Source organism: Lacinutrix chionoecetis (assembly GCF_053604665.1).
This window is the reverse complement of sequence record NZ_JBSHNQ010000087.1, coordinates 288,220-310,558: the sequence shown is the minus strand read 5'-3', so window position 1 is coordinate 310,558 and position 22,339 is coordinate 288,220. Positions and strand designations below refer to the sequence as shown.

General features: G+C 29.9%; 28 protein-coding genes. 24 read left to right on the top strand and 4 right to left on the bottom strand.

All coding sequences use genetic code 11. The features are described from left to right. The first annotated feature begins 346 nt into the window (after nt 1-346). From ACVC43_RS16340 to ACVC43_RS16295, 10 genes are all read left to right on the top strand, one after another. A complete protein-coding gene (locus ACVC43_RS16340) occupies nt 347-556 on the top strand; it encodes a hypothetical protein (protein WP_452225614.1) in 210 nt (69 codons plus the stop codon). Nucleotides 557-656: 100 nt separating this feature from the next. Then, complete coding sequence (locus tag ACVC43_RS16335; protein ID WP_452225613.1) at nt 657-884, top strand: hypothetical protein; 228 nt, start codon at nt 657-659, stop codon at nt 882-884. A gap of 71 nt (nt 885-955) precedes the next feature. Further along, nucleotides 956-1,186, top strand: coding sequence for a hypothetical protein (locus ACVC43_RS16330; protein ID WP_452225612.1), 231 nt, complete (start codon nt 956-958; stop codon nt 1,184-1,186). Between the two features lie 58 nt (nt 1,187-1,244). Further along, nucleotides 1,245-1,472: a hypothetical protein gene (locus ACVC43_RS16325; RefSeq protein WP_452225611.1), complete on the top strand. Its 228-nt coding sequence runs from the start codon at nt 1,245-1,247 to the stop codon at nt 1,470-1,472. A 44-nt stretch (nt 1,473-1,516) separates the two neighbouring features. Then, nucleotides 1,517-1,747, top strand: a complete 231-nt coding sequence (locus tag ACVC43_RS16320) for a hypothetical protein (RefSeq protein ID WP_452225610.1) — start codon at nt 1,517-1,519, stop codon at nt 1,745-1,747. A 28-nt stretch (nt 1,748-1,775) separates the two neighbouring features. Beyond that, nucleotides 1,776-2,012: a hypothetical protein gene (locus tag ACVC43_RS16315; RefSeq protein ID WP_452225609.1), complete on the top strand. Its 237-nt coding sequence runs from the start codon at nt 1,776-1,778 to the stop codon at nt 2,010-2,012. A 22-nt stretch (nt 2,013-2,034) separates the two neighbouring features. Continuing rightward, nucleotides 2,035-2,274: a hypothetical protein gene (locus ACVC43_RS16310; protein WP_452225608.1), complete on the top strand. Its 240-nt coding sequence runs from the start codon at nt 2,035-2,037 to the stop codon at nt 2,272-2,274. A gap of 503 nt (nt 2,275-2,777) precedes the next feature. Beyond that, nucleotides 2,778-4,106 carry a radical SAM protein gene (locus tag ACVC43_RS16305; protein ID WP_452225607.1) on the top strand — a complete coding sequence of 443 codons (1,329 nt, stop codon included), beginning with the start codon at nt 2,778-2,780 and terminating at the stop codon, nt 4,104-4,106. Next, the gene (locus tag ACVC43_RS16300; RefSeq protein WP_452225606.1) at nt 4,096-6,297 is read left to right on the top strand and encodes a peptidase domain-containing ABC transporter; all 2,202 of its coding nucleotides are present in this window, start codon (nt 4,096-4,098) and stop codon (nt 6,295-6,297) included. The genes ACVC43_RS16305 and ACVC43_RS16300 overlap by 11 nt, the downstream gene beginning before the upstream one ends. Before the next feature lie 56 nt (nt 6,298-6,353). Beyond that, nucleotides 6,354-7,058 carry a hypothetical protein gene (locus ACVC43_RS16295; protein ID WP_452225605.1) on the top strand — a complete coding sequence of 235 codons (705 nt, stop codon included), beginning with the start codon at nt 6,354-6,356 and terminating at the stop codon, nt 7,056-7,058. Nucleotides 7,059-7,137: 79 nt separating this feature from the next. On the opposite strand, the gene ACVC43_RS16290 is transcribed toward ACVC43_RS16295, so the two are convergent. From ACVC43_RS16290 to ACVC43_RS16280, 3 genes are all read right to left on the bottom strand, one after another. Continuing rightward, nucleotides 7,138-8,202 carry a ComEC/Rec2 family competence protein gene (locus ACVC43_RS16290; protein ID WP_452225604.1) on the bottom strand — a complete coding sequence of 355 codons (1,065 nt, stop codon included), beginning with the start codon at nt 8,200-8,202 and terminating at the stop codon, nt 7,138-7,140. A gap of 342 nt (nt 8,203-8,544) precedes the next feature. Further along, the gene (locus ACVC43_RS16285; protein WP_452225603.1) at nt 8,545-8,976 is read right to left on the bottom strand and encodes a hypothetical protein; all 432 of its coding nucleotides are present in this window, start codon (nt 8,974-8,976) and stop codon (nt 8,545-8,547) included. A gap of 3 nt (nt 8,977-8,979) precedes the next feature. Next, nucleotides 8,980-9,222, bottom strand: coding sequence for a hypothetical protein (locus ACVC43_RS16280; protein ID WP_452225602.1), 243 nt, complete (start codon nt 9,220-9,222; stop codon nt 8,980-8,982). A gap of 317 nt (nt 9,223-9,539) precedes the next feature. On the opposite strand from ACVC43_RS16280, the gene ACVC43_RS16275 reads away from it, so the two are divergent. From ACVC43_RS16275 to ACVC43_RS16225, 11 genes are all read left to right on the top strand, one after another. Then, the gene (locus ACVC43_RS16275; protein ID WP_452225601.1) at nt 9,540-10,067 is read left to right on the top strand and encodes a hypothetical protein; all 528 of its coding nucleotides are present in this window, start codon (nt 9,540-9,542) and stop codon (nt 10,065-10,067) included. Nucleotides 10,068-10,094: 27 nt separating this feature from the next. Further along, nucleotides 10,095-11,237: a hypothetical protein gene (locus tag ACVC43_RS16270; RefSeq protein WP_452225600.1), complete on the top strand. Its 1,143-nt coding sequence runs from the start codon at nt 10,095-10,097 to the stop codon at nt 11,235-11,237. Beyond that, complete coding sequence (locus ACVC43_RS16265; protein WP_452225599.1) at nt 11,219-11,923, top strand: hypothetical protein; 705 nt, start codon at nt 11,219-11,221, stop codon at nt 11,921-11,923. The genes ACVC43_RS16270 and ACVC43_RS16265 overlap by 19 nt, the downstream gene beginning before the upstream one ends. Continuing rightward, nucleotides 11,920-12,069 carry a hypothetical protein gene (locus ACVC43_RS16260; protein WP_452225598.1) on the top strand — a complete coding sequence of 50 codons (150 nt, stop codon included), beginning with the start codon at nt 11,920-11,922 and terminating at the stop codon, nt 12,067-12,069. Before ACVC43_RS16265 ends, ACVC43_RS16260 begins: the two co-directional genes overlap by 4 nt. A gap of 19 nt (nt 12,070-12,088) precedes the next feature. Then, nucleotides 12,089-13,525, top strand: a complete 1,437-nt coding sequence (locus ACVC43_RS16255; protein ID WP_452225597.1) for a type IV secretory system conjugative DNA transfer family protein — start codon at nt 12,089-12,091, stop codon at nt 13,523-13,525. Nucleotides 13,526-13,535: 10 nt separating this feature from the next. Continuing rightward, the gene (locus ACVC43_RS16250) at nt 13,536-13,994 is read left to right on the top strand and encodes a hypothetical protein (protein ID WP_452225596.1); all 459 of its coding nucleotides are present in this window, start codon (nt 13,536-13,538) and stop codon (nt 13,992-13,994) included. Nucleotides 13,995-13,999: 5 nt separating this feature from the next. Further along, nucleotides 14,000-14,437, top strand: coding sequence for a hypothetical protein (locus tag ACVC43_RS16245; RefSeq protein WP_452225595.1), 438 nt, complete (start codon nt 14,000-14,002; stop codon nt 14,435-14,437). Nucleotides 14,438-14,445: 8 nt separating this feature from the next. Beyond that, entirely contained in the window at nt 14,446-15,042 is a 597-nt protein-coding gene (locus ACVC43_RS16240) for a relaxase/mobilization nuclease domain-containing protein (protein WP_452225594.1), read from the top strand. Between the two features lie 95 nt (nt 15,043-15,137). After that, nucleotides 15,138-15,326: a hypothetical protein gene (locus ACVC43_RS16235; RefSeq protein WP_452225593.1), complete on the top strand. Its 189-nt coding sequence runs from the start codon at nt 15,138-15,140 to the stop codon at nt 15,324-15,326. 355 nt (nt 15,327-15,681) lie between these two features. After that, a complete protein-coding gene (locus tag ACVC43_RS16230) occupies nt 15,682-16,209 on the top strand; it encodes a hypothetical protein (protein ID WP_452225592.1) in 528 nt (175 codons plus the stop codon). Between the two features lie 5 nt (nt 16,210-16,214). Then, entirely contained in the window at nt 16,215-17,600 is a 1,386-nt protein-coding gene (locus ACVC43_RS16225; protein WP_452225591.1) for a hypothetical protein, read from the top strand. A 66-nt stretch (nt 17,601-17,666) separates the two neighbouring features. Here ACVC43_RS16225 and ACVC43_RS16220 read toward each other — a convergent pair whose 3' ends face one another. Next, nucleotides 17,667-18,191, bottom strand: coding sequence for a hypothetical protein (locus tag ACVC43_RS16220; protein WP_452225590.1), 525 nt, complete (start codon nt 18,189-18,191; stop codon nt 17,667-17,669). A 125-nt stretch (nt 18,192-18,316) separates the two neighbouring features. Here ACVC43_RS16220 and ACVC43_RS16215 point away from each other — a divergent pair, with 125 nt between their 5' ends. The 3 genes from ACVC43_RS16215 (at nt 18,317) to ACVC43_RS16205 (ending at nt 22,337) form a co-directional block, all read left to right on the top strand. Beyond that, nucleotides 18,317-18,577: a hypothetical protein gene (locus ACVC43_RS16215; RefSeq protein ID WP_452225589.1), complete on the top strand. Its 261-nt coding sequence runs from the start codon at nt 18,317-18,319 to the stop codon at nt 18,575-18,577. A gap of 1,236 nt (nt 18,578-19,813) precedes the next feature. Beyond that, the gene (locus ACVC43_RS16210) at nt 19,814-19,987 is read left to right on the top strand and encodes a hypothetical protein (protein ID WP_452225588.1); all 174 of its coding nucleotides are present in this window, start codon (nt 19,814-19,816) and stop codon (nt 19,985-19,987) included. Between the two features lie 13 nt (nt 19,988-20,000). Then, complete coding sequence (locus ACVC43_RS16205) at nt 20,001-22,337, top strand: sensor histidine kinase (RefSeq protein ID WP_452225587.1); 2,337 nt, start codon at nt 20,001-20,003, stop codon at nt 22,335-22,337. Nucleotides 22,338-22,339 lie beyond the last annotated feature (2 nt).

Genomic DNA, 22,339 nt, shown 5'->3' with positions numbered 1-22,339 from the left:
TTATCAACTAAATGTTTTAACACATGAATAATAATTAATTTTGTTTAAAGTCTAAAAAAACTTCAATTACTTAATAAAAGTATTAAAATGATTAGTGTCTAAGAAATAATTGTATCAAATAGCTACTGTCTTATTTGCAGAATTGATATACATCTTGTAACAAAAACAACTATTGTTTTAGTGGAAAATAAAGCGCATCCTTATTTAAATTAAAAATAAATAAGCTATTAGATTAGTAATTATATTAAAAATTTATTGTTAATTACTTTTTATTTTTTTAGCTTTATGTTGTGATTTAACATAATCAATAACAAAATTTTAGAATATTATGGAAAATAAAATAAAAATGACATTCGACATTTCAAATTTTGAATCTATATCAGAGAATTCAGAAAACAAGTTGATTGGTGGGTTTTCTGTTAGTTTCACAGGCGGAGTAAATAGTTTAGAAACAATTAGTAATAACTGCGAGGGTGGAAATTGTGCTACACGTTGTGGATCTGGACAAAATATTGGCTGTAATGATGTAGCAGGGTGTGGCGTTATCAGCGAATAGTTGAAGTTTAATTTTTCACTCAATACGTTAGAAGTGATATCAAAAAAATATTAATAGCATCCGTTAGAAAACAAAAGAACAAACAAAATTTTAGAATATTATGAAAAATAAAGCAAAAATAGTGTTTAATATTTCGAATTTTGAACCTATATCAGAAAATTCAGAAAATAAACTAATTGGTGGATTTTCTGCTAGTATGACTGGGGGAGCAGATAGTTTGGATACAATTAGCAATAATTGCATGGGAGGAAACTGCGATACCAACTGTGGTGGAGGTCAAAATATAAAGTGTAATTCCGTAAATGGTTGCGGTGTAATTCAAGAATAAAATATTTATAATTTTCTAGTTTGCGCTATTTTATTTGGCGAGAATATTAATTTTTTAAATACCTAAATAGTATGAAAAATCAAATCAATTTAACATTCAAAATATCAAATTTTGAACCTATATCAGAAAATTCCGAAAACATGTTGGTTGGTGGGTTTTCATTAAGTCTATCAGGTGCTGGAGAGGTTAGTTTAGATACCATTAGCAATAATTGTTTTGGGGGTAATTGTACTTGGGGTTGTGGAGATGGTAAAAACATAGGCTGTAATACCGTTACAGGTTGTGGTGTGGTAAGTGAATAAATTTTCAACTTTCCGCAATTTAAAATACTAATTATATTAATAAAAATCTTAAAACATCATGGGAAATAAAATTAAACTATCATTCAACATTTCAAATTTCGAGCCAATATCTGAAGACTCAGAGAACAAATTAATTGGTGGATTTTCTACAAGTTTATCTGGGTCAGGAGATAGCTTGGAAACACTTAGTAACAACTGCAGTGGAGGTAATTGTGTAGAGGGTTGTGGAAGCGGGCAAAACATAAATTGCAACGCAGTAAAGGGTTGTGGTGTTATAAAAGAGTAATCATATTTGTATTTATATTTTTTTACTTAAAACCAAAATTTATTATGAAAAATAGTGCGAAAATATCATTTAATCTTTTAGGTTTTGAACCTATAACTGAAACTTCTGAGAATAAAATGATTGGCGGTTTTTCTGATAGTGTAAATGGTAAAATAGATAGTTTGAATACACTCAGTAACAATTGTATGGGAGGTAATTGCACAAAAGGTTGTGGAGATTGGCCAACGAATGATAGCTGCAACTCAGTGGCAGGTTGCGGTGTTATACAACAGTAAATTATTAAACATTTAAAATCAGTAAAAAATGAAAAATAAAACAAAAATATTTCGAATTTCTACTTTTGAATCTGTTTCTGAAAACTCAGAAAATAAACTAGTTGGTGGGTTTTCTTTAAGTCAATCATCATCTATGAATTTCGATTTTTCTACAACCAACAACTGTATGGGGGGTAATTGTTCAACTGACTGTGGAAGCGGACCAATTGGACAAAATGTTCAATGTAATGTGGCGCAAGGATGCGGTACTATTATTAAAAATTAAAAAACATTAACATAATATTATTATGAAGAATAAAATAAAATTATCGTTTGGAATTTCTAATTTTGAGCCTATTTCTGAAACTTCAGAAAGTAAATTAATTGGGGGGTTTTCTAAAAGCCAATCATCATCTATGGGCTTTGATTATGAAATTAATGGTAACAATTGTATGGGGAGCAACTGTGCTTCAAACTGCGATGGGTCAGGCGTACAAAACACCAAATGCAATACAGTTACTAATTGTGGAGTTATAATTAGTAACTAAAATAATTGCTTTTTATTGGATTTAGTTAAAACAATAATTTAAACCTTATATTAAATGAAACTATTCAAACATTATAAGGTTTTTTTATTAGCCTATTTTCAAGATTTAAATAATATAAGTTAAGGTTTTTACATGGAGTTAATTTTAACTGTAATACATGTTGTTGTAGATATAAATTAATCTTAGAAATAATCTAATAAAGTGATTAAAAACTTTGAACCAATTCTTTGAATATCTGTCAAACAGGTCAGATTGGAGGTTTTCCTGTCATCTTTTATGGCAAGGGTGAGGTATTTGGGAATTACTAGTAACAGTTGTAACGCAGATAATTGTAAGCCTAGTTGTAATACTAATAATTTTCATTTATAACGTAATTGAAATAGTATAATAATAAAATAACTCTCTTTTAAAAAACTTGAAATTTTATTTGAGAATTCAAATTTATTTCAGAGATTTAGTAAAATAAATTTGTAAAAAATTCAATATAATTAAAAAGAAATTCAATGAAATACAGTCAATTTAATTCAATAGTTTCAATAGACAATGTAATTTACCTGTATAATTCTTTTGTTCAAAAATTTATACTTATAGATCCTTTGTTAAAAGATTTACTTGAATCTGCTATTGCTGAAGGAATAGATGGACTTCAAGAAATCCATCCTGATTTTTATGCATATTTAAAATCTGAAGGCTTTCTCGTGCCTAAAGATACAGACGAAGTAAATAAAGTAAGAGAAATAGTAAAACATGTTGATGAAAATATTGATAGTTTTTTATTAACTATCAATCCAACAATGAATTGCAATTTTAAATGTTGGTATTGTTATGAAACACATATAAAAAAATCGAGCTTTTCAAATGAAATGATAGATACTGTTAGCAGGTTTATTGAAAAAACCGCTAAAAAACCTGAGATGAATTTTTTCAATTTAGCTTTTTTTGGAGGTGAGCCACTTTTATACTTTAAGAGAGATGTAACTCCTGTAATAAAAAAACTTCAAAAAGAGTGTCAAAAAAACATGGTTGATTATTCTGTTAGTTTTACAACAAATGGTTATTTAATAAACGACTATTTTATTGACTTCTTTAAATCGCACAAAATAACTCCAGCCTTACAGATTACTTTAGACGGTTATGGAAAAAAACATGACGAAGTTAGATACGTTACAAAGACTAAAGGATCTTATGTTGAGATAGTAAACAACATGAAACTTCTACTAAAAAATGAGTTTCCTGTTCGTTTGAGAATTAACTATACTAAAGATAATATCGAAGATGCTTATAAAATAGCTGATGAGTTTGATGAAATAGACGCAAAAACAAAAAAAGAATTTCTTTTGGTTGATTTACATAGAGTTTGGCAAGACACAGGCGATGAGGATGTACCATCAATCGTGAATAAAAATGTTGAATATATATTATCAAAAGGAATCCCAGTAAAGCATAATTCTCCAAATAACGTTGCGGAATCGTGTTATGCAGATAAAAGAAATAGTGCCGTGATAAATTACAATGGTGATATTTACAAATGTACAGCAAGGGATTTTACAAGAGAAAATAGAGCAGGCTATATAAGTGATGAAGGTGATTTAGTATGGGAAAACAACTATCTAGAAAGAAGGATGGATATTAAGTTTAAAAACAAGCCTTGTTTAACTTGTCGACTAATGCCTATATGCAATGGAGGTTGTTCACAACATGCTATGGAAGCCTTAGAGGAGGGTGGTCGCGGTGAATATTGTGTTTATCATGGAGATGATAAGCTGAAAGATGATGTTGTTATATCTAAAATAGAAGAAATTACTGGATCTTTAGAACTTAATGAAGTTTAAATTTGTTAATCAGCTAGAAAGCAATGATTGTGGTCCTGCCTGTTTAGCAATGATTGCTAATAGCTATGGGAATCATATAGATTTAAAAGAAACCAAGAGATTATGTTCAGTAACTCGAATGGGTGTTTCTGTAAAAGATATTCTCGAAGGAGGTAAAAAATTAGGATTTGAAAGTAATGGGTTAAAACTTACCACAAAAAATTTAAATCAAATCCCTTTACCTGCAATATTATTTTGGAAACAAGATCACTTTGTTGTTCTCCATAAAATAATACAAAAAAAAGATAAAGTACTTTATCATATAGCTGATCCTGGTTATGGCATTACTACTATTGAAGAAGACCTCTTAGAAAAAGAATGGATAGGAAATAATGTTAAAGGGGTGTGTCTAGTATTTCAACCTTCTGAGAAATTTCAAGTATCTAAAAGAAAAAGAAAAAAACCTTTTAAAAATATTGGTTTATATGACGAATTAAAGGTTTTTGCTAAAAAATACAAGTATAGATATTTTCTTTCTTTTTTTCTATTATTAATTGGTCTTGGAGCAAATTGGCTGATACCTTTAATATTTAGAAGAATTATAGATGATGGTATAATTGCAAAATCAATTAACTTAGTTTTAGCATTATTATTAGCTCAATTAGCTCTATTTTTAGGTAATTTTTGTTCTAGATTTTATAGTGATTACTTACTGACGAAGTTTAATTTTAATTTATCAATTAATCTTAAAGAAAATTTTTTAAAGAAACTAATCAAACTCCCTATAAGCTATTTTGATACACGCTTAAATACTGACACCCTTTTAAGACTAACTGACTTATCTAAAATACAGCAGTTCTTAACTTGGAAAGGAATATCTTTTTTAATAAATATTTTAAATCTCGTAGTTTTTAGTTTAATCCTACTTTATTTAAATGAAGTTGTATTTTTAGTTTTCTTAATCTTAAGTATTATTTCAATAATTTGGGTGGCTTTCTTTTTAAAAAAGAGAGCCACTATAGAATATTCAATGTTTATTCGACAGTCAGATAATAGTAATTATCTTTATGAGTTTATAATGAATATGCCTGAAATTAAAGTAAATCAAGCTCAAAACTCAATAATTTCAAGAATAACTAAACTTCAATTAAAATTAAATGATTTAGAATTAAAATCTTTATTTCTGAATATGTACCAATTATCAGGAGCAAATTTCATTCTTAAATTAAAGGAGTTAAGCGTTATAGCCTATTGTGCATATCTGATTATTGAATCACAAATGACTGTTGGGACTTTACTAAGTATTTCTTACATAATCGGTCAATTAAGTGGCCCAATTATAAACTTAATCAACAATCTAAAAGATGTCCAAGATGCTCAAATTTCTAACAGAAGAGTTCAAGATGTGTATAGTGTTTCTAATGAAGATGAATTAATCAAATCAGATTATGAAAATGAAACCTATGAGGTCAAAGATATTACTTTAGATAATGTAACCTTTAAGTATCCTGGAAGTTTTAATCCATTTGTAATAAACAATTTGTCTCTGTTGGTTCCAAAGAATAAAATAACAGCAATTGTAGGAACTAGTGGCAGTGGAAAAACAACATTAATGAAGTTGTTAATGAAATATTATAGCCCTAACTCTGGAAATATTTATTTAGGAAATAAAAATTTTGAACAATTACATGCAGATAGTTGGAGGGAAAAATGTGGTGTTGTTCTGCAAGATGGAAATATTTTCTCTGGTTCTATTAAATATAACATAACGCTTTCTGAAAATGAATATATAAATCAAGAAGCTTTGAGTAATGCTATCAAAATCTCTTGTTTAGGTGAATTTATAAACTCTCTTCCTTTGGGTGTCGAGACGAAAATTGGTAATGTTGGGATTCAGCTAAGTGGAGGACAAAATCAAAGAGTTTTAATAGCAAGAGCTATATATAAAAGTCCTGAGTTTTTGTTTTTTGATGAAGCCACTAGTTCTCTTGATGCAAATACAGAGAAAAGTATATTAAATAATCTTAATACCTTTTTTAAAGGTAGAACAGTTATTGTAGTCGCACACAGATTAAGTACTGTTAAGAATGCTGATCAAATAATTGTTATGGAAAACGGAGAGCTAATTGAAAAAGGAACACATAATGAATTAATTAAGACACAAAATAAATATTATTCTTTAGTAAAAAATCAATTAGAATTGGGGAATTAAATAATAAAAAAGGGTAGTTATTCGTTTTATACAAGTGTAATTTAAAATAATTTAAAATGAGATTAATTAAACCAATTGTATTTTGTCTTCTGATATATTTTTTTCAAATAGGCTGTGCACAAAAAAAATCAAATATGAGAACAATTTATATTACTGGACTTGTAGTAGATTCTGAAAATTTAACCCCTATATCTGGAGTTAATATATATAATAATAAAACAGAAAAAATTTTGACAACTACTAATGAAAATGGATATTTTAATTCTAAATTGGAGACAAACAAAGAAGGAGAAATTGAATTTTCCTTAAAGATTGATGCAGCGAAATATGACCCACTGATACAAAGAGAACGCTGGGGTGATTTATCAGGAAACCATCGAACAGTTTATTATTTTGGTTTAAAAGATAAAAAAAGTGAGAGCCAATCATTTTCTGAGTTGTCATCTTCTGGGAATGGAACTTCTTATGAGGGAGTTTTGGCAGGGTTTGAAAATATAAAAGAGAAAGTAAGTTTTAGAAAAAAGATGCAACAAGCCTCAGAAGGAAATCAAGAAGTTCTTTTAGAAGTTGAAGGTAGTTTTTATATTGTTAGTGAAACTGGATGGATAGAACTAAATACAGTAGAGGAATTAATATCTATTAATGGTAATAAAGCTGTAACTGCTAAAGAGCTAAACGCTTTAGTCAAAAGAAATAATATTACTGGAATGTCTCCTTCTAATTCTGAAAAAACTGATTACATTATATATACAAAAGAATAATATTTGGTTGTATAAAGTTTTTATTAAAAAAAATTATTTTTTGAATTATTGAAACTAAAGACAGTTATTCTTCTCATAATTAAGGCATTTCAACACGTTCTGTTTTACCACTATTATCAAATTTTAAGTACCAAGTTTTTTTATTTTGGTTAGTGATAATTACATTGTTCTTAGCTCGTTTCTTAGCTAAACATTTTAAAATGTTTTTTGATGGTCTGTTTGATGAATATTTAGCTGAAACAAACACTGTTTGAGGATCAAAATGCTCTAACATTGATAATGAAGTGTTATTCTTACTACCATGATGTGGTAGGTCTAACCAATCAATACTCCTTAGATCACCGTTTAACAAATTTTGTTTTTCAAATGTTTCTATTCCGGCATCTCCAGTAAATAGTAATTTTTTGTTTTCAGTTTTTAACAAAGTTACGATGCTTACCATATTAGTTGCTGTTACATGATTTGTAATACTACTTTTTTCTAATTGCTCGCATGGAGGTATTAAACTATTTTCAATTTCAATCATGTTGTTTTCATAAAAAATAAAAGGTATTTCTCTGATGAATTTCTCATCTTTCAGCTCGTCTAAATATGAATTGTAATATTCTGCAGTTGGACTGATAACTTGGAATTCTTTAAAACCTCTCAGATAATCACCTTTAGTAACTTCCTTAGTTTTATCTTCAAGTCCATAGTCTACAATCTTTTGAGTAGTCCTTATTAGGTCTTTATATCCCTCTAAAATTAAATTAGAATTGTGAACTTCATTTTTATTTAGTTTTTCTTCCATACTCTTTTGGCTGTTCATTACTTCCAAATTAAATAAAGATTGTCTCATCATTTCATTTTGGATAGTTAAACTATCGGCTATTTTATGTATCCAAATCTCTTGAATAATGTTATGGTAATCATCCAGTATTTTCTCAACCCCGCCTATATGGTCATTATCATAATGCGTGCAAATTAGAAGGTCAATTCTATTATTAAATTCAGGTAAAATCTCCATCAATCTTTTTTTGATTTTTGGATAATGTTTTTTATAACCACCATCAATAAGTATTAAAGCTTTTTTATCATTTTTCTTTAACATTATAATAATAGCATCACCATCTTTTACATTAATCATATTAATTTCAAATTCCATTCTTCAAATAATATTTTAATTACAATCCAAAAGATATGCTTAAATTTTAACACAAAAAAATAATTGGATTCAATAGTCAGAAAACAAATAAAAATATTTTTTAAAGACTAAATTGTATTTCTGAAGTCAGGTCTAATTTTATTAAGGTAAAAGTTTTGGTTTAATTGAATTATAACAAGATTCAAAACTATTAATAAAGTTTAATTGTTGGTATTATGATAAATTTATTTTGGTAAAATAGAGGATAAATATCTTATTTAGTCCTCAACATTTCTATTTAAAATAACTGCCTTCGACATTAAAAAACACCAATCTAAAAAGAAGGGTGTTTAAAGTATTCAATTATTCATTAAGCCAAATATCTTGTGCTTTATCAAAACCGCACCAACGATGATTTTCATCGTAACCACGAGAAGCTAATTCATGTCGAATTAATTTATCAAGCGGTAATTTGGTTTGAATAATAAAACGTAAGAGTTCACCATCAACTGATGAAAACAGTCCAAGAATAGTCTCTAAATGAGGTAACGGATCTGTATCCATTTTTATATGACGTATATGATCGTAACTTAACTTAGAATATTCATTAGATAATACATCCAAGAATGCTATTCCCATGTCTTTTGCAGTCGCTTCTTCCAGTACCGCCCAATTATTATCTGGACCGTGTATCACTCCAAATGTAATTTTAGCAATACGGTATTTAAAATTAAGCCATATCGCATGATGAATCGCTTTCTCTTGTGAGTCAAAAAAATCTAAAAACTCTTCCATAATCTACTTTTTTAGATTTGGCTTTGGAGTTTCTTTTTTCACTTCGGCTTTTTTATTTTCACCTTTAACTGAAGGCTTAGATGTTGGTCTAAGACCTTGTTTACTCCATTTCTCAGTTACAAAAGAGATAATAAATAATTCATCTTCAATAAGTGTAAGTAGTTCTTCATTTTCAAATTCCAACAAATTATACTCTTTTGGAATAGAGCCTTCGAACTTCTTTTTTATAATCTCAATTCTTTTCAAAATGGATAAAGCAATGGATAAATGGATGTCTAAATGGATATTTTAATGAGTTTTAAATAGGTGATTAACAATATGTTATAAATAAATTACCATCAGTAATTGACGTTCATTATTGTAATGAAAAACCCATCAAATTAATGATGGGGTCGATTATCTTAAAGCCAAATTTTAAGATAAATCGACTAAACTTAAAAGTTGGTGACACAACTTTTAAGGCTAGATACTATTATACTTATTTATATAATCATGTCTAGCTAGTCGGAGCATCGCAAAAGTGGCTTTAGAACTAATTATCATTAATTTCTAAAGACTACAAAATGAAACACTTAAACACCAGAGAGCAATCTGCTCCCCAGTTCAAAGAAAACAAAAGATGTTTAACTGCCATCGAATCGCTTATTAAATCCGAAAGCTACAGAGAGCTAGGCTTTAAAAAACTTAAAGAATTAGATGCGGATATATTGTGTAACAAACACTATATCTGGGATCTATATTTAAACGGACGTTGTCACATATACCAATATAAAACAACTCAAGATATAGAAGACCTAGAGACTGCAAACGATTTTTTCGATGACATGGCTACTTCAGCGTTTGAACGTTCAGTTAAAAAACTAGAGCTTCGTTTTTTATTCACTAGAGCTAATACCAAATATAAACTAGCAAATCTGGTATGGGAAGAAGAACGTAAAACTTGGCTATTAAAAAAAGCAGAGCACATCTGTGATGTTGTTTTAAAACACAACCCAAACAACGACAGCTTTTCTTACTTGAAAACTCAGTTTGCTTCCTATATTTATATCATAAAGCTACTTCCTCTAATAGGAAGTAGCTTTTCGTTTTAATAATTCATTCACTTAAAATTTATTCCTATGAAACTATTTAAAAAAAAGAAACAAGATCTAACCCATACAAGAATCATCCATAAGGAACTCATGGATGAGATTGAAGCTAAAGACGTCTCATTAATTATCAAACATCAGAAGACAGCTCAGAAAATAGCGTCTATAGATTTTAAAAACCTATTAAAAAATGCAAAAATTCGAGATTTCTTGGGGGCAATGAAATCTGATTATCAGCGATTAATTGATAAGATAGATCAATCTTTAGCTGGAGCTCTTAGTGTTTTTCAATCTGAGCAAGATATCAGCAATGCAAAAGCGGTAATTGAAGACCATAATCGAAAAATAAAAGAGACAGACGATAAACTAGCTCTTCGCAAAGGAAAAATTAATGAAGCCTCTGATAAACTTGTTGCTAAAGTAAGGACTTGGACTCATAAAATAGTATGGGTATTGTACTTTTTGGCAGGCTTTGAACTTGTTGCTAATTTTAGTGTCTACCAGTTATTAGGTGGTGGAGCTTTAAGTGCTGTTGCGATTTCACTTATTTCTGCTTTAGTCATTTTCTGGTGGGGACATATCACCCCAAAATACGTTACTCAATTTGGTCAAGGTAAACCTAAAAGGCAACTCCTGATTTTTTTACTTTTTGCTACACCTATTTTCACCATTTTCCTCTTGTTTTCAAAGATGCGTATTCAGTCGCTTATACTTGCAAATCCTAAAATGGCTGAGATTTTTATTTCCTCACCTATGGTGCCAACACTCATTGCCTTTTTCGGTTATCTCATTTCTTGCTATTTAGTCTTTGTTTATCGTCCCACTAAAGATGAAATGAATGCTTATAAGAAATATCGTAGTGATTTAAGCGAAATAAAAAAGCTAAGTCAAAAGCGAGAGGCACTTATTGCTGAAAGAAACAGTCAAGTGCCAGAGCTTCATAAAAAGCTTCGTGACCATTATAATTTCCTACTACTGGCTCAGCAACTAGAGAATGATGTCACTACACGATATGTTGGTTGTTTTGAGGAGTTTCGAAGTGAATTGTATTTGCGCACCAACTCAAAATGCGATGTTCTCTTTCAGGGTCGTGAGAAAGACTTGCCTGCCTTAGATGTAAAATACCAAACCATTGATAAAACCCAATTTGAATTATGCGAAGACTTATTATAATTACCAGCCTTTTACTATTTATCTCATGTGAGATAAGTAGCCCTAAATCAGTTGCAATATCTGTATTAGCAGATCGTACTGAAGATATAATACCATCGCCATCGATTAAAGATATTCAGTCTTTAATGGATTTAAAAGCCGAGCCAAATTCTGGTGTCACCATTACATTTCAAAACATTGGTAATGTAGATTACAGTACATCCTATAAATTAGAATTAGAAGCTTCCTCTATTTTAGGTAACACTATCGAGCGTGGTGGTGCTATAGAACTGTTTTATTCAAGATTAGACAGTCTAATCATTAGAGAGAATAAACAAAAATACGCCTTTCAAAGCTCAAATATTTTATATCCTCTCATGATGGAATTTAATACATTGTCTAAGACAACACATTCAGAAAAAGAAGTCTTACTCTACAGCGATCTTAATGAGTTCTCTGATGTATTTAATGTCTATGACTATGAGAGTCTAATACGTTTACAAAATCATCCTAGTGAGGTTGCTATGCTATTGAAGTCCCAACTTGATATTCCAGATTTAAAAGGTATAACACTGTATATCATTTACTACCCTAAAACGAGTGAAGCTAACAGGCTTTTTAGAAATATGGTTCAAGTATATAGAGAATTATTTAAAGACTCAGGACTTACTATTGAAATAGGTCTAGTTAAACAATTAAAGCTATGAGTAAAGTAAAAACTGCCTTTTCAATGTTTGGCAATATCCTTTTAGCCTTTTGGAAACTATTCTTGCTAGGCGTGTACTGCACCTCCAAAATTATAGAAGGACTAGCCAAGCTAGTAGGTAAAATAACAGAAAAATATATTGATTAACCTCTAAAAAACAATCGCTATGAAAATTATAATAGACCTATTACTAGATGGCTTAAACAGCATTTTTGATGGTATCGGAAACCTGTTTGATACGCATCAAAATACAGGAGCTTCTTTTGGTAATGCATCAAAACTCATTTCTAAATCTAATAAAGGGTGGTCTGTGGACGGAAAACGCTTTTTGAATTTAGACACCTCCAGACGAAACTTTTGTGTGGTGGCTGGAAGTGGAAAAGGGAAGACACAAACGCACATTTTTCCTACGCTTTTAAATGCACAGTCCTCAATGCTAGTGAATGATAATTCTGGTGAACTTACTAGCGCTGTACCATATCTTAAAAGTATTGGAGCAACATCGCATATTATGAGTCTTAATGAAAAAACCGATGTGTATATAAACCCTTTAGATGGTTGTAAAGGAGATATGAATGCCATTCGTAAAATTAGTAAATCTCTTATGGGTTTTAGTAATAAAAAAGCAGATTTCTTCTCTTTGGCAGCAGAGGATTGTCTCTCACTTTTTATACAGCACGTTGTAGAATCTGAACCTAAAAATTATGCCAACTTAGGGAATGTTTATAGGCTTATTTTAGAATATCAAGGGTCTCCAGAAGTTGTTGAACGCTACATGGCTGAAAAAGCATCTGAAGCTGTTTGGGTAAAATTTAAGGCACTTGCAGGTAATTCCGAACGTACCCTTAAATCAATAACAGCCACAGCACTCAGTAGTCTTTCATGGCTTGGTGATAACCCTGTGTTATGTGATATAACTTCAATAACTAATATTTCATTTGAAGACTTTCGCAAATCACAGCATGTGCTTTTTATACAATCACCAGTGAGTGATAGTGCATTTTATGCACCAATGATTTCTTTAATACTAGGTAGTTTTTATCGCTATGCGTTTTCAAAGCTTCCAAGCGAAAATGATCTAGATATTATGATGCTTTTGGATGAGTTTTCGAGTCTGATACCTGGACTTTCTGATTACAGTAATATCATCAGTAATAGTAGGAAATTTCGTATACCACAATGTTTGATACTACAGGACGAGTCACTTTTAAGTCCTTACAACGAACTAAAAGATAATATCCTTCAGAACTGTTTTGTGAAAGTCTATTACGGTGGACAGGATAAGAAAGCCTTTGAGCTTGAAAAATTATTAGGGACAAAGACCATTGAGGATTCTAAAACAGGAAACAAAAAGACTGTACCCTTAATGTCGGCTAATGCTATTCGTGAGATGGATCATGAGATACTCGTTATTCCCAATGGTCAAAAGCCTCTTAAAATGAAAGTGACGCCAGCCTACAAGCAAATTCGATTGAAAAAGAAGCTAGCGTTAGAAATTGAGGAAAATTTAGAAGAGTTTGTTCCTCAATATACTATTCAGTATATCGATTTAGAGGCTTATCGCATAAATAATGAGAATTCAAACAACAGTATTAACAATTAAAAACAATATTATGAAACCTAAAATTAGTTATAAAAATATCAATACACACTTAAAACAGAACTATGGTTGTGATTCATTAGAGATGTTATTTATATCAACACTTAAAAACCAAAACCAGAAAGAAATTGCACTGACCAAGATTATAGAGGTATTTACTGGTTATGAATTTAGAGATGGAAAGTTAAGCCTTTACAATCCCTATACTAGTAATTATGAAAGTCTCAATATTACAGGAATTCATCATTTAGAAACGAAAGAAGATGTCCTTAGTGAATTGCAATTCTTAAGACAAATGCGACTGTCAATATTTAAGAAAAGTAAAAGCAAACTTCTTGAGACTTCAAAAAGAATGGAAAACTTAAGAGATAATAGTCAGAGTAATAATAAAGAGCATATAGTTCATCAGCGCATGAAAACACTGAATAATCTTAAAGATAAAGATTTTGGAACATTAGATTTAGATTATTAAATGCAATGGCTAGCGAATTCCCATACACGTCTATTTATGACTATCTGGATAACGTATTATCAGCTGTAGATCTACCTACTGCACTACAGATAAAAAATGCAAAAAGAGAGTATTGGAAATTATGGTATAAAGCATATAGAAAAACAAAGCGTCGAGAACTAAAAGAATTTACTTTAAGATTAGATCAAAAAAAGCTTAAGCGTATTGATATTAAAAGAGGGAAGTACTCAAGATCTCAATATTTATACTATGCAGTTGATTTGGCTCTTGATAATAATCAACTAGAAGCTTTTGACAGAGCACTCTTTGGGCGTGTTTACCAAACCAATATGAGGCTCATTAATCTTTTAGAAGATATTGAAAGTGGAGATAATCCTCATGCTCTACAGGACGCCTATAATGCAGTCATGGAATTAGAAAAAGAACTATCAAAATTTAAATAGACAACCTTATGATAATCAAAGAAAAAAGTATCAAAAGCTATATTGGTATGGAAAAAGCACTACGATACGTTTTAACTAAAGGAATTAACGGAACTGGAGAAGTTTTCCGTCGTTTTGTACTTGGAGATAGACCATTTGAGAATGCTTTAGCTTCTATTGAAAATGACATGGAAGAAATATCCATGATTATGGAGAAGCGTATTGCCAATATGATGACTCAATTTAAAACCAATGATAAGAATAGACTTTTTAAACGTAAAGGAGAAACGAAATTTTACCACTCGATTTTATCTTTTTCAAAAGAAGATACATTGACTCAAAAACAGCTTAAATCCGTTGCCAGACAATATGCTAAAGAACGTTATCCAAATTCTATGGTGGTTTCCATTCCACACTATGATAAGGAGCATTTACATCTGCACAGTCTTGCCAGTTCTGTGGAGGTTGGTACTGGTAAAACCTGCTACTTATCTCGCAAAGAATTTGCAGGAGTAAAAAATAGAATGGAAGCTTGGCAGGACAAAACATTAGGGCTTAAACATAGTCGTATTAATCACTCAAAAAAAAAGTCCAGGTCGTACTTAAAGATGCAGAATACCAAATAAATCTAAAAGGGAAGTTCTCTGAAAAACAACGCCTTAGTATACGACTTGCAGAACTCTATAATCGCTCAAATTCAGAGCAGAGTTTTCTCAAAGCTTTGGAAAATGAAAACGCCTATATTCGTAATGGGAAAATCGCTGGTCTACAAGGTAACAAAAGACGGTATCGTCTCAAAATACTTGGTTTTTCTAAAGAGCGGTTACAAGCTCTTAATAAAGTAAAATCACGACTTTCAGAACTCAATAAAAATTATCCAAAATCTAAAGATTTAGGTTTAGAACGTTAATTTCTGATTAAATATGACTAAAGAACAAGACAGGACGAATTTATTCTCCTGTCTTCTTTTTTTGTCTTAAGGGTAATGCAAAAGGGAATCCCTTTGCCAAGAATGTGTTTGTTTAAGTTCAACTGAACTGTGCAAACACAATCTTGCTCAAGATGTCGCTAAAAGGAAACACAAGCTGTCTCTGATTTATGATCATCGAGACCAAAATGTTCTCAAATTGCTAATGGTTAGGAGATGAGGACATTTTTAAGGACATTGAAGATGTGAATAAAAAAATACGTAATTCTACGCATTGTTTAGTATAAAATATTTAATTAAGTTTATTGCATTCTAAACTAAATAAAACTAACCAATAATGAAACATTTAAAAAACTTTAGACTCATATTTGGGTTTATCATGGTGTTAATCTTTTTTAACTGCAAAGAAACATCTGAATCAGCAACTGAAGCTAATACATCAGAAAAGATGGAAGCAGTCTCTGGTAGTGAAGCTGTAGATGCAACAGGAAAAGTCTCTGATAATGAAAAATTAAATTCTTCTGGTAGTAATCAAACTAGTGTGGCTATTTTAGATCCTAATGCTACTGTTAAATACAAGTTTACCCACGATGATGCATTAGATGTTGAACATATAAAAGTCACTATAGGTGGTAAAGTTTCAGATCCTGACGAGAACAAAATTAAAGGAGTTGAAATTAATTCGTCTGGAGATATTTTTGTCGAAGTAATAGCTAGTAAAGGTTCTGGTAGTTGGAAATTAGAAATTACAGATGTAATAATGAGTAATGGTTCTTCTAAAAAAGTAGAGCCAAAAGCTTCAGAGGATATCCATGTTACAAACGGTACAAACAGATTAAAATTTTTAGTATTTAGATTAAAGTAAAAATTATGAAATCAAAATTTATTCTAACGCTATTTGGTGCAATACTTTCACTCTCTGTTTATTCTCAAACCATAAGCCAAGATACAGAAGGCTATAGTAATATAATTCTACCATCTGCTCAACTCAATTTGGATATTGCCAATAATATTGCAACCATAGATTATATTAATTACTTCTCGTCAAGTTCAGATAATAACAAGTTTTTATATGGTACGAGATTAAGTGGAAAAGCTGTTAATGGCACCTCTGTTTTATTTTCAAAAGAAAAAATTGCATCTAGTGCATCGATCAATGGTCTTTTAGCTTTTTCCTCTAAGAAGACCTTTGACACAAATGAAAATATTCAAGAAAGAGATAATTTGGTGGCTTTATCTAGAAAATTAGATAGAGATAAAGAAGCTCTTTCAGATGCTTATAATAGCTTTTTAAATCAAAAATTTTCAGATGAGATAATACTTAACCCTTTATTAAAAATATTAAAATCAAAAAGTAAAATAGATGTCAAGGATAAACAACCTACTGATAAACTTAAAGGGCAATTAAAAACGCTAAAAAGTGAATATAAAGCCAAAGAGATAGTCCTTAGAGAAACTTTAATAAGTGGAACTATTTCAGAGGATGAGCAATTGAAAATTGAACAACAATTAGCTGAAGGGCAATTAGCACACGATGAAATTGTATTTAAATTTATTCCAATAATAGAGAAAGGAGAATCATATGATGCAGTAGTAAAAGAGTTGAAAAATTATGAGTCGACAGTAACATACAGACATCATTTAGTCTATGTAAGAGGAGGTTTTAATGGCTCAAGTTTTGATTATGATCTTAATAATGGAGCAAATACTGTAGGTGAAAGATTTCAAGGTGTAAATTTTAATGGATGGCAAGCTGAAATTGGTTATAATTATAATTACGAAAATCACTACGCAGGAATTAGTTTTACGTCTGCTTATTTAAATAATATTGAAGCATTGAAAGAAGTTGAGTTCTCATTAACTTCTGTAGATGAAACCATCTCTTCAGGAACCTTTACTAGCACGGAAACCGTAAAAGCATTCAAAGGTGAGTTCGATAGATATTTAAGACATTCTATAAACATTGAGTACGCTAAATTAATACCATTAGAAAAGAGAGATGGTGGATTATACTTGTCAGCAAGTGCATATATGCGACATCGCTTTTATGAAAGAAGTGAGACTATAAATAATAATACAGTTTTAGGTGGTGGATTATTTGCTTTTAACACAAGAAAGAATCAAATTTTAGGAGGGATTTTCTTGCAGACTAACGACCTCTTTAAAACACAAAAAAATGCTGAAAATACTTTAGGCAAGAGAATTACATTTGGATTGGTTGCTAAGTATGCCTTTTCTGGAACTAATATTAAATAAACAAATAATTTCTTAATGATTTTTTAAAAAGTGTCCTCAAAATGCTAAAAGCAAATGAGGACATTTTTATTTCTTGATTTTCCAGCCTGTATCGTATTGAATAAACTCTAGTTCATATTCTCCAGTAGCACTTTTACAATTAGTGTAAGATCTATTCTGTACCTTTTTAAACGGTGTGTATATCAGTTCATAAGAAAAACGCACCATTGCCGTTTTGTTTTCTTGATTAACGGAAATCCCTATAATCTCTTTTATATTGAGCTCGGTCAGTTTATACTGATTACTTTTTTTACTCTTATACTTTAATCCTTCAGTGGTTGGTTGCCATGAAATTATATCACCAGTTGGTCTTCCATTAATGTAAGTAGGCTTCTTTGTAAGTGTTACAAGCTTTAGAGCTTCTAATTCTCGATAAGCATTGATATAGTTTCTGTTCTCTTTCCAGTCATTCATTCGGTCATAAATAAAGCTATAACAATCGCCTTTATAATCTTGTTTCAGAATGGTGAGTGCTTCGGATTCAGTTAATGTGATTTTTGGTTTGCAGGAGAAGATTGTCACTAAAACTGCTAAAAGAAGAAATTTTTTCATAAGGTTTAATTTTAATTAATATGGAGACAAACATAATAAAAATGTTTATATATGTGGTAATTTATATGGTGTAATTTTATTTGAGTAAATTAGCCATTTTTACCAGATACGGAACACCTAGTATCATGGTAAAAAGGAACAAAAAATCAGAGGACAAAACTGAAAAGAAATTAGATCCTAGAATAATGAAAATAGCCAAGAAGTTAGAAGCTATCCGAATTGAAAAGGGTTATACTTCTTATGAGAATTTTGCTATTGAAAATGACATATCAAGGATGCAGTACTGGAGAATGGAAAAGGGTACGAATTTTACTTTTGAGAGTTTGCTTAAAATAATAGATGCTCACCAAATGGATCTAAGTAAGTTTTTTGAAGATTTAAATTAAATATTTACACACTAAAATTTTAATAAACATCGTTAGTTGTTATGATTTAAAACCATTGATTATTTATAACATAAGAATTTAACTTTTTTATTGGATAATAAACAAAAAATTATTAAATTTATTTATAATAATTTAAATATTTGCTTATTAAATAATAATAATGTAAATTTGCACTCGCAAAAGTATGGATTATTTATTTTATTTTGTTATACTTTTGCTAAAGAAAATAAAAAAGAAAAGAGGCCAGTTAGAGCTGACCTCTCTTAGTTCTATTTTCTACCTTTATTTTTAGGTTTGATAGAACTGATATTAATGCTGTCGCAATTTATCAACTTTACGTAACCTTTATCATGTTGTTCGTAAAGTTTTAGAGTTATCAATGCTATAAGCATTGTTGCGACGTAAACTCTGGTTTTCTGTAAATTTCTCATATCGAAAGGTTTTACAGTTAACCGCTAATCCGAATTTTAGTTATTAATAATTAAGATTCGGATTTTTGTTTTCAAAATATTATCATAATATTCTTGTTTTTGTCAGGCTTTGGTTTTCGACTCCGATATCCTGACCGTTACTATTTCCGAGACATATTATTTTAATTTTCAACCACTCTCGGTTTTATAATTGAAAAATTAAGCATAAAAAAACGCCCTGTTATTTTACAGGACGTATAAGTCAGGCTACTAACTTATAGGCTACATCCTATATATTTTATTTAATAAACTATTATTGTTACCTCTTATATTCATTATTCTACTTAAGCTTAAATGCCAATTACTATTGTACGGGTCTACTAAGCGAAATTATTTGGTTAGTTAATTTTAGAGTAAAAGCTCTCATTTGTAAATTAATATTTATTTAACACTTGTACAATCTTATTTTTAACAAATAGACGAAATGTTAATTTTATCGTTATAACGCAGATAATCTTAACGTAATGTAATTACTATAATCAAGGCTTAAACAAACTTTTATTCAATTTATATAAGATTATCGTTGTGTCTCATTTTTAAAAACCTAATTAAAGAATAAATGAGATTATCGAAATTTTTTATCCGATTAGCTAATTTTTGTGCCATTTCACTTCAATTTTTAAGCTATCTTAATATTTAAAAACTAGTGCTTTAAACCTTGATTATAATAATAACTTTAAAAATCATATGTGAATAATTATCAACTATAAATAATGCTTATTTGAATTAGATGTGTAAATTTGTTAAAATCCAAAAAGCATTGATTATGACTGTTGAATTAACTAATTCTGATTTAGAATTTATACTTGAATCACTTAAATATACTAGGATGGCTTTTGAAGATTATCAACAATATCCAAGTTATGATTATAAACTGAAGAGAATTAACGATGCTAATGAGGTAATCTTAAAGGTTGAAAAACTAAAGAAAACCTCTTAAAATTTATATCTAAATGACTGAAATTGATATCAGGCAACAATTAACCAAAGTTATTGCAGAGGATCCAAATAATTACAACAAAATTTTGGAACTATCAACTATGCTCTCAAATTTTGATAAAGATAATGTTCGCTTTTCAGTTGATGCTGGTGTTATAAATAGATTAGGTACAGAATTAGTTGGTAAAAAAGAAACTGCTGTGTCGGAGCTTGTTAAGAATTCTTATGATGCGGATGCAGTAACAGTTAAATTGATATTTGAAGATTCTGATAACGAGGGTGGTGTGTTAAGAATTGAGGATAATGGCAGCGGTATGTCTCGGGAAGAGCTTGTAAATGGCTTTATGAAAATATCTTCAACAGATAAGGTGCATAACCCAACATCTCCAAAGTATAAAAGAAATAGAGCAGGTCGTAAAGGAATTGGTCGTTTTGCTGTTCAAAGATTGGGTGAGAAACTTACAATTATAACTAAAAAAGAAAATACTAATAATGCCATTAAATTAACAATTGATTGGGATAAGTATCAAGGAGATAAAGATTTATTAACTATCTCTAACAAGATAGAGGAGATAAATTTAAATGAGTTTGAAGGAACAACATTAGTAATTGAAGGCTTAAAGGATAGCTGGACTAAAGCGAGTATCGAAAGAATATTTAGATATGTATCTGCTTTGATACAACCATTTCCACTATCAAAAGAAAGAGTTGCTCAAGAGGAAAATCGAAATGAGGAAACTTTAGATCCAGGATTTAAAGCAGAATTATACAAAAAAGAAGGAAAAAAACTTATTACCATTGCTGATGAGCAAACTATGATACTTAATTACGCAGCAGCAGTTTTTGAGGGTTATGTTGATAATGAAGGTAATAGTTTTGTTTCTATTGAGAGTAAAAAATTAGGAATTTCAGAGCTCATTCAGTTAGGTGCAGTTAAAGATAAGTCAAAGTCAAAATATAAGAAGTTACGTAATGTTAATTTCAAAGCGCATTACTTTTTATATACTACCGAGTTTATTCCATCTCAACAAAGAAAAAAAATTATCGATTTAGCTCAACATTCTGGTGGTATAAGATTATATAGAAATGGGTTTAGAGTTTTACCTTATGGAGAATTTGGAGATGATTGGTTAGAGCTAGATGAATCAGTAAAGAAGAGAACTTTTTTACCAGTGCATAGTAATTCTAACTTTTTTGGTTTTATTGAAGTTGTCGATAGAGCCGGAGATGATTTTGAGGAAACATCAAGTAGAGAAGGACTTTTAGAAACTTCAAGTTTGGAAGAATTAAGAGATTTTGTATATCGTGGTTTAACGACTGGTGTTGTTAAAATTGCACATAAAAGAAAAGTAAAAGTCACTACAAATCAAAAAAATTGGGAACGTAAGTATGAGCGCCCACTCCAAAAATTAAAAAACTTAAAAGATGATTTAGAAAAAGAATCTGAAAACGTACAAATTGAAAATTATAGTGGTAAAACTAAAGATGAAATTAAATCAGAATTAGATGAAAAATCTACTAAAATAAAAGATTTTGTAAAGTCAATTGATGAAGTAATTACGCTCCAAGAGGAAGAAGATGAAAATCAACTTGAGGAAATTAGTGTATTGCGTGTTTTAGCAAGTTTAGGGCTATCTATAGGTATTTTTACACATGAAGTGAGGCAGTATATAGCTACTTTAACAGCTTCAGTAAAATTACTTTCAAAAAAATTCCCTAATGATAAAGATTACCAAAGTAAAATTGACCGTTTGATAAATAATGTTAAAGTATTACACACTTATACATCTTATTTTGATAAAACCGTTTCAGAAAATGTTACACGTGAGTTAATCTCGCAAGAGGTTCCGTTAGTTGTGTCAAAGTTTTTTAAAGTAGTATCACTTGATATAAATATTAATAAAACAGCAATATTGCCAATGGTTGTTAAAGGAAGCGAACTTTTCACTGTCCCAATGCATTCTTCTGAATGGGCAACTATTCTTTATAATTTATATACAAATTCTTTGAAAGCGATAAAAAGAGCTGGGCAAAAACAAGGTCAGATTTTAATAGAAATCGGGAAAGATAATGGTGTGATTTATTTAGAGTTTAATGATAATGGTGATGGTATCCCGGAAGATAAACAAGAAGAAATTTTTGAAGCATTTTATACAACATCATCCTCTTCTGGTCATTTTACTGATGAAGACGAAGAATTATTAGGTACTGGATTAGGATTGAAAATTGTAAAAGATATAATTGATGCTTATGGAGGTAATATTGAAGTAATTGACCCACAAAAAGGTTTTATGACTTGTATTAGAATTGAAATTCCACAAGCATCAGACGAAGATATTGAAAACTTATAAAG

Coding starts and splice junctions, on each gene's coding strand:
- ACVC43_RS16340 (WP_452225614.1), top strand. CDS start 347: ATGACATTCGACATTTCAAATTTTGAATCTATATCAGAGAATTCAGAA.
- ACVC43_RS16335 (WP_452225613.1), top strand. CDS start 657: ATGAAAAATAAAGCAAAAATAGTGTTTAATATTTCGAATTTTGAACCT.
- ACVC43_RS16330 (WP_452225612.1), top strand. CDS start 956: ATGAAAAATCAAATCAATTTAACATTCAAAATATCAAATTTTGAACCT.
- ACVC43_RS16325 (WP_452225611.1), top strand. CDS start 1,245: ATGGGAAATAAAATTAAACTATCATTCAACATTTCAAATTTCGAGCCA.
- ACVC43_RS16320 (WP_452225610.1), top strand. CDS start 1,517: ATGAAAAATAGTGCGAAAATATCATTTAATCTTTTAGGTTTTGAACCT.
- ACVC43_RS16315 (WP_452225609.1), top strand. CDS start 1,776: ATGAAAAATAAAACAAAAATATTTCGAATTTCTACTTTTGAATCTGTT.
- ACVC43_RS16310 (WP_452225608.1), top strand. CDS start 2,035: ATGAAGAATAAAATAAAATTATCGTTTGGAATTTCTAATTTTGAGCCT.
- ACVC43_RS16305 (WP_452225607.1), top strand. CDS start 2,778: ATGAAATACAGTCAATTTAATTCAATAGTTTCAATAGACAATGTAATT.
- ACVC43_RS16300 (WP_452225606.1), top strand. CDS start 4,096: ATGAAGTTTAAATTTGTTAATCAGCTAGAAAGCAATGATTGTGGTCCT.
- ACVC43_RS16295 (WP_452225605.1), top strand. CDS start 6,354: ATGAGATTAATTAAACCAATTGTATTTTGTCTTCTGATATATTTTTTT.
- ACVC43_RS16290 (WP_452225604.1), bottom strand. CDS start 8,202: ATGGAATTTGAAATTAATATGATTAATGTAAAAGATGGTGATGCTATT.
- ACVC43_RS16285 (WP_452225603.1), bottom strand. CDS start 8,976: ATGGAAGAGTTTTTAGATTTTTTTGACTCACAAGAGAAAGCGATTCAT.
- ACVC43_RS16275 (WP_452225601.1), top strand. CDS start 9,540: ATGAAACACTTAAACACCAGAGAGCAATCTGCTCCCCAGTTCAAAGAA.
- ACVC43_RS16270 (WP_452225600.1), top strand. CDS start 10,095: ATGAAACTATTTAAAAAAAAGAAACAAGATCTAACCCATACAAGAATC.
- ACVC43_RS16265 (WP_452225599.1), top strand. CDS start 11,219: ATGCGAAGACTTATTATAATTACCAGCCTTTTACTATTTATCTCATGT.
- ACVC43_RS16260 (WP_452225598.1), top strand. CDS start 11,920: ATGAGTAAAGTAAAAACTGCCTTTTCAATGTTTGGCAATATCCTTTTA.
- ACVC43_RS16255 (WP_452225597.1), top strand. CDS start 12,089: ATGAAAATTATAATAGACCTATTACTAGATGGCTTAAACAGCATTTTT.
- ACVC43_RS16250 (WP_452225596.1), top strand. CDS start 13,536: ATGAAACCTAAAATTAGTTATAAAAATATCAATACACACTTAAAACAG.
- ACVC43_RS16245 (WP_452225595.1), top strand. CDS start 14,000: ATGGCTAGCGAATTCCCATACACGTCTATTTATGACTATCTGGATAAC.
- ACVC43_RS16240 (WP_452225594.1), top strand. CDS start 14,446: ATGATAATCAAAGAAAAAAGTATCAAAAGCTATATTGGTATGGAAAAA.
- ACVC43_RS16230 (WP_452225592.1), top strand. CDS start 15,682: ATGAAACATTTAAAAAACTTTAGACTCATATTTGGGTTTATCATGGTG.
- ACVC43_RS16225 (WP_452225591.1), top strand. CDS start 16,215: ATGAAATCAAAATTTATTCTAACGCTATTTGGTGCAATACTTTCACTC.
- ACVC43_RS16220 (WP_452225590.1), bottom strand. CDS start 18,191: ATGAAAAAATTTCTTCTTTTAGCAGTTTTAGTGACAATCTTCTCCTGC.
- ACVC43_RS16215 (WP_452225589.1), top strand. CDS start 18,317: ATGGTAAAAAGGAACAAAAAATCAGAGGACAAAACTGAAAAGAAATTA.
- ACVC43_RS16210 (WP_452225588.1), top strand. CDS start 19,814: ATGACTGTTGAATTAACTAATTCTGATTTAGAATTTATACTTGAATCA.
- ACVC43_RS16205 (WP_452225587.1), top strand. CDS start 20,001: ATGACTGAAATTGATATCAGGCAACAATTAACCAAAGTTATTGCAGAG.